The organism is Rhizobacter sp. P3_B12, from assembly GCF_056402895.1.
In genome coordinates this window covers 1-4063 of record NZ_JBFUGN010000558.1, presented here as the reverse complement: position 1 = coordinate 4063, position 4063 = coordinate 1, and the positions used below count along the sequence as shown (strand labels likewise).

6 protein-coding genes are annotated in these 4063 nt (G+C 69.7%); 1 reads left to right on the top strand and 5 read right to left on the bottom strand.

The genetic code is table 11. The annotated features are described in order from the left end of the window. From AC1D01_RS23585 to AC1D01_RS23565, 5 genes are all read right to left on the bottom strand, one after another. Window positions 1-539: M14 family metallopeptidase (locus AC1D01_RS23585; protein WP_477870642.1), on the bottom strand; the 539-nt coding region annotated here is incomplete at its 3' end. An 18-nt stretch (window positions 540-557) separates the two neighbouring features. After that, window positions 558-1247, bottom strand: coding sequence for an ABC transporter permease (locus AC1D01_RS23580; RefSeq protein WP_477870640.1), 690 nt, complete (start codon window positions 1245-1247; stop codon window positions 558-560). 10 nt (window positions 1248-1257) lie between these two features. Then, on the bottom strand, window positions 1258-1947 hold the full coding sequence (locus AC1D01_RS23575; protein WP_477870638.1) for an ABC transporter permease: 690 nt from the start codon (window positions 1945-1947) through the stop codon (window positions 1258-1260). After that, a complete protein-coding gene (locus AC1D01_RS23570; RefSeq protein WP_477870636.1) occupies window positions 1947-2723 on the bottom strand; it encodes an ABC transporter substrate-binding protein in 777 nt (258 codons plus the stop codon). The genes AC1D01_RS23575 and AC1D01_RS23570 overlap by 1 nt, the downstream gene beginning before the upstream one ends. A 62-nt stretch (window positions 2724-2785) precedes the next feature. Then, on the bottom strand, window positions 2786-3142 hold the full coding sequence (locus AC1D01_RS23565) for a hypothetical protein (RefSeq protein WP_477870634.1): 357 nt from the start codon (window positions 3140-3142) through the stop codon (window positions 2786-2788). Window positions 3143-3337: 195 nt separating this feature from the next. Between AC1D01_RS23565 and AC1D01_RS23560 the strand changes: the two genes are divergently transcribed. Next, window positions 3338-4063 (top strand): IclR family transcriptional regulator domain-containing protein (locus AC1D01_RS23560; RefSeq protein WP_477870632.1); only part of this gene is annotated, 726 nt, incomplete at its 3' end.

Here is a 4063-nt window from a genome sequence, read left to right as displayed (position 1 = left end):
GTGTAGAGGTGGGCCACCGATTCGCTGTCGCAATGCAGGTCGAGCACCACCTCGGCATCGCAGGCCAGCGCCATCAGCGTCTTGCGCTGGCTCATCAGCTCATGGGTCTCGGGCAGCGCCTGCACCACCTCGCGCAGCGCCTCGCGCACCCTTTGCGCATTGGCGACAGGGTCGTCGCCCAGCAGCGCCTCGATGCGCGAGCGCACCGGCTCGAACAGTGCCGGATAGTGCCGGTTGAAGTTCTCGCCGCTGCCGAGCTCGAAGCGGCCGATCGGCATGCGCAGCAGTTGCTGGTCGAGCCCGATCGGATTCGCCACCGGCACGACGATGACCTCGGCGCGCAGGCGTCCTTCGCTCTCGAGCTGCGCCAGCCGCAGGCGCAGGTGGTGCGCGACCAGCATGCCGGGCAGCTCGTCGGCATGCAGCGAAGCCTGCACGTAGACCTTGCGCCCGCTGTCCTGCGGGCCGTAGTGGAAGCTGACGATCTCGCGCCGGGTCAGCAGCGAGGCGCCTTTCAGCGGGTGGTGTCGGGTTTGCATCGGAAGGTGGGTCGAGATTCAGGAGCGGGGTCGGAGGTGGCGCGCCCAGCGGGCTTCGGCGCGCCGGAACAGCGCCACCAGCGCGAACGTGATCGCCAGGTAGAACAGCGCCGCGGTGATGAAGGCCGGGAACGGCAGGAAGAAGCGCGAGTTGACATCGCGCGCGACGCCGGTCAGGTCGAGCAGCGTGACGATGCTCGCGAGCGAGGTGGCGTGCAGCATCAGCACCACCTCGTTGCCATAGCCCGGCAGCGCCCGCCGCAGCGCCGACGGCAGCAGGATGCGCCGCACCATCAGCAGCCAGGGCATGCCGACGCTGCGCGCCGCCTCGATCTCGCCCGGCGGCGTCGTGCGGATCGCCCCGGCGACGATCTCGGTGGTGTACGCGCAGGTGTTGATCGCGAACGCGGCCACCGCGCAGAACCAGGCGCTCGACAGCAGCGGCCACAGCAGGCTCGCGCGCACCGCCTCGAACTGCGCGAGGCCGTAGTACAGCAGGAACAGCTGCACCAGCAGCGGCGTGCCGCGGACCACGAAGGTGAAGCACCACACCGGCATCCACCAGCGGCGCCGGCTCGAGGCGCGCATCACGCCGAGCGGGATCGCGCCCAGCAGGCCGAGCGCCAGCGACATCGCCAGCAGCCGCAGCGTCGTCCACGCACCGGACAGGTACAGCGGCAGGTTGTCGACGATGGCGTCGAAGCTCACCGCGCGGCCTTCACAACGAGACGGCCGGCACGCCCGGCGACCAGCGCTTCTCGAGCGCGCGCAGCGCGAGCACCGAGGCCGTCGTGATCAGCAGGTAGCCGGCGGCCGCGGCCAGGTAGAAGGTGAACGGCTCGCGCGTGGCGCCGGCGGCCTGCCCGGCCTTCTGCATCATGTCGGTCAGCCCGATCACCGACACCAGCGCGGTCGACTTCACCAGCACCAGCCAGTTGTTCGCGAAGCCGGGCAAGGCGAGCCGCAGCATCTGCGGCAGCACGATGCGCCGGAACACCAGCAGCGGCGTCATGCCGAAGGCCAGCCCCGCCTCGGCCTGGCCGTGCGGGATCGCGAGGATCGCGCCGCGGAAGGTCTCGGTCAGGTAGGCGCCGAAGATGAAGCCGAGCGTCGCGACGCCGGCCACGAACGGGTCGATGTCGACGTACTCGTCGATGCCCAGGTGCGGTGCGATCTCGTTCACCGCGAGCTGGCCGCCGTAGAAGACCAGCAACATCAGCACCAGGTCGGGCACGCCGCGGATCAGCGTCGTGTAGACGGTCGCGCCGCGCCGCCAGAACGCCGAGCCCGACAGCTTCGCCGCCGCACCCGCCAGGCCCAGCAGCACCGCGACGGCCAGCGACGCGACGGCCACGCCCAGCGTCAGGCGCAGCCCCTCCAGCAGGCTCGGCAGGTAGCCGTGCAGCATCACTGGCCGAAGATGTCGTAGTTGAAGTACTTCGCCGCGAGCTTCTGGTAGGTGCCGTTCGCGCGGATCGCCTTGATCGCGGCGTTCAGCCGGTCACGCAGTTCGGTGTCGCCCTGGCGCAGCGCGATGCCGGCGCCGCTGCCGAAATACTCCGGATCCCGGTAGTCCGGCCCGACGAAGCCGAAGCCCTTGCCGGCCGGCGTCTTCAGGAAGCCGATGTCGCCGGCGATGCCGTCGACCATCGTCGCATCGATTCGACCGGCCGCGAGATCCAGGTAGACCTCGTCCTGGCTCGCGTAGCGCACGATGGTCGCCTCGGTGAACTTGGCGCTCACGTAGCGGTCGTTGATGGTGGTGCGCTGCACACCGATGCGCGTGCCCTTGAAGCGCGCCGGCGTGCCGTCGATCGGCGAGCCGGTCTTCGCGATCAGCTTGTTCGCGCTGTTGTAGTACTTGTCGGTGAATCCGACCACCTTCAGCCGTTCGGGCGTGATCGACATCGAGGCGACCACCATGTCGACCTTGCGCGACTGCAGCGACGGGATCAGGCCGTCGAACTCCTGCTGCACCAGCGTGCAGCGGGACTTCATCTCGGTGCACAGCGCGTTCGCGATGTCGATGTCGAAGCCCTGCAGCTTGCCGTCGGGGCCGACGGTGCTGAACGGCGGGTAGGCGCCTTCGACGCCGACGCGCAGCTTCGACAGGTCGGCCGCCTGCGCACCCGGCAGGGCGAACAGCGCGGCGAGCAGCAGCATCACGGGGAGGAATCGTTTCATCGGGGGCTCCGGCAGGGGTTCGGGACCGCATTGCAAGTCCCGAACCATACCGCGCCCCGGCATCACTGCGAGTAGGGGGTGAGACCGATCAGCTTCATCCGTTCCTCGAAGCTCGGCGGCGTGGCCGTCAGTTCGTGGCCAGGCGCCGCGGCGGCCGCCACCTCGGCGGCTTCCGGGGTGCGGCCGATCAGCGCCATGCGCTCCAGGTACTCCTTCTGGCGCTCGGCGGCGTTCTGCGCCGGAGTCTCGGGCGGCAACGGCGCGGCCTGTTCGCCGGGCTCGGGGGTGCGGCCGATCAGGTGCATGCGTTCGACGTAGGCGGCGTCCGGGTCGGCCGGACCGGAGGGCACGGCGGCCCAGGCGGCGCCCTGCGTGGCGAGCGCGGCCAGGGAGGAAACGAGGATCATCAGGGATCTCATGGGACATCCTTTCGCAGGGAGTGGAGGTGTGCGGGTTGGGTCACCCGCCGGCCATCGCCGTTCCCTGCCCCACCCCGGCTTTACCCGGTGAAACCCTGATGCCACACCGCGCGATGCGCATGACATCTGCCGTCGCAATCGATCTCATCAAAACGATCGACGAGATCGCGCAAAACCCGGCGCTAGACTGCGCCGATGACCTCGCCCGACGACGACACCTCCCCTGCCCCCGCGTCCGACAAACCCCGCCCCGGCGACACCTACGTGCAGTCGTTCGCACGCGGCCTGAGCGTCATCCGGTCCTTCAGCGCGAAGGCGCCGCAGCAGACGCTCAGCGAGGTCGCGCAGCGCACCGGCCTGACGCGCGCCGGTGCACGCCGCATCCTGCTGACGCTGGAAGGCCTGGGCTATGTGGAGAGCCAGGGCCGGCAGTTCCGGCTCACGCCGAAGATCCTCGACCTCGGCTTCGCCTACCTGTCGTCGCTGCCGCTGTGGAACCTGGCCGAGCCGGTGATGGAGGCGCTGGTCGAACAGGTGAAGGAATCGAGCTCGGCGGCGGTGCTCGAGGGTGGCGACATCGTCTACGTGCTGCGGGTGCCGACGCACAAGATCATGAGCATCAACCTGGGCATCGGCAGCCGGCTGCCGGCTTACTGCACCTCGATGGGCCGCACGCTGCTGGCCGGGCTGGCACCGGACGAGCTCGACCAGCGCATCGACGCGATGACCCTCACCGCCCGCACGCCGCACACCGAGACCGACCCGCAGCGCCTGAAGGGCCTGATCGCGCAGGTGCGGCGCCAGGGCTGGAGCCTCGTCAGCCAGGAGCTGGAGGAAGGACTGGTGTCGATGTCGGCGCCGATCCGCGACCGCTCCGGCCGCGCGATCGCCGCGCTGAACATCAGCGGGCAGGTGAACCGC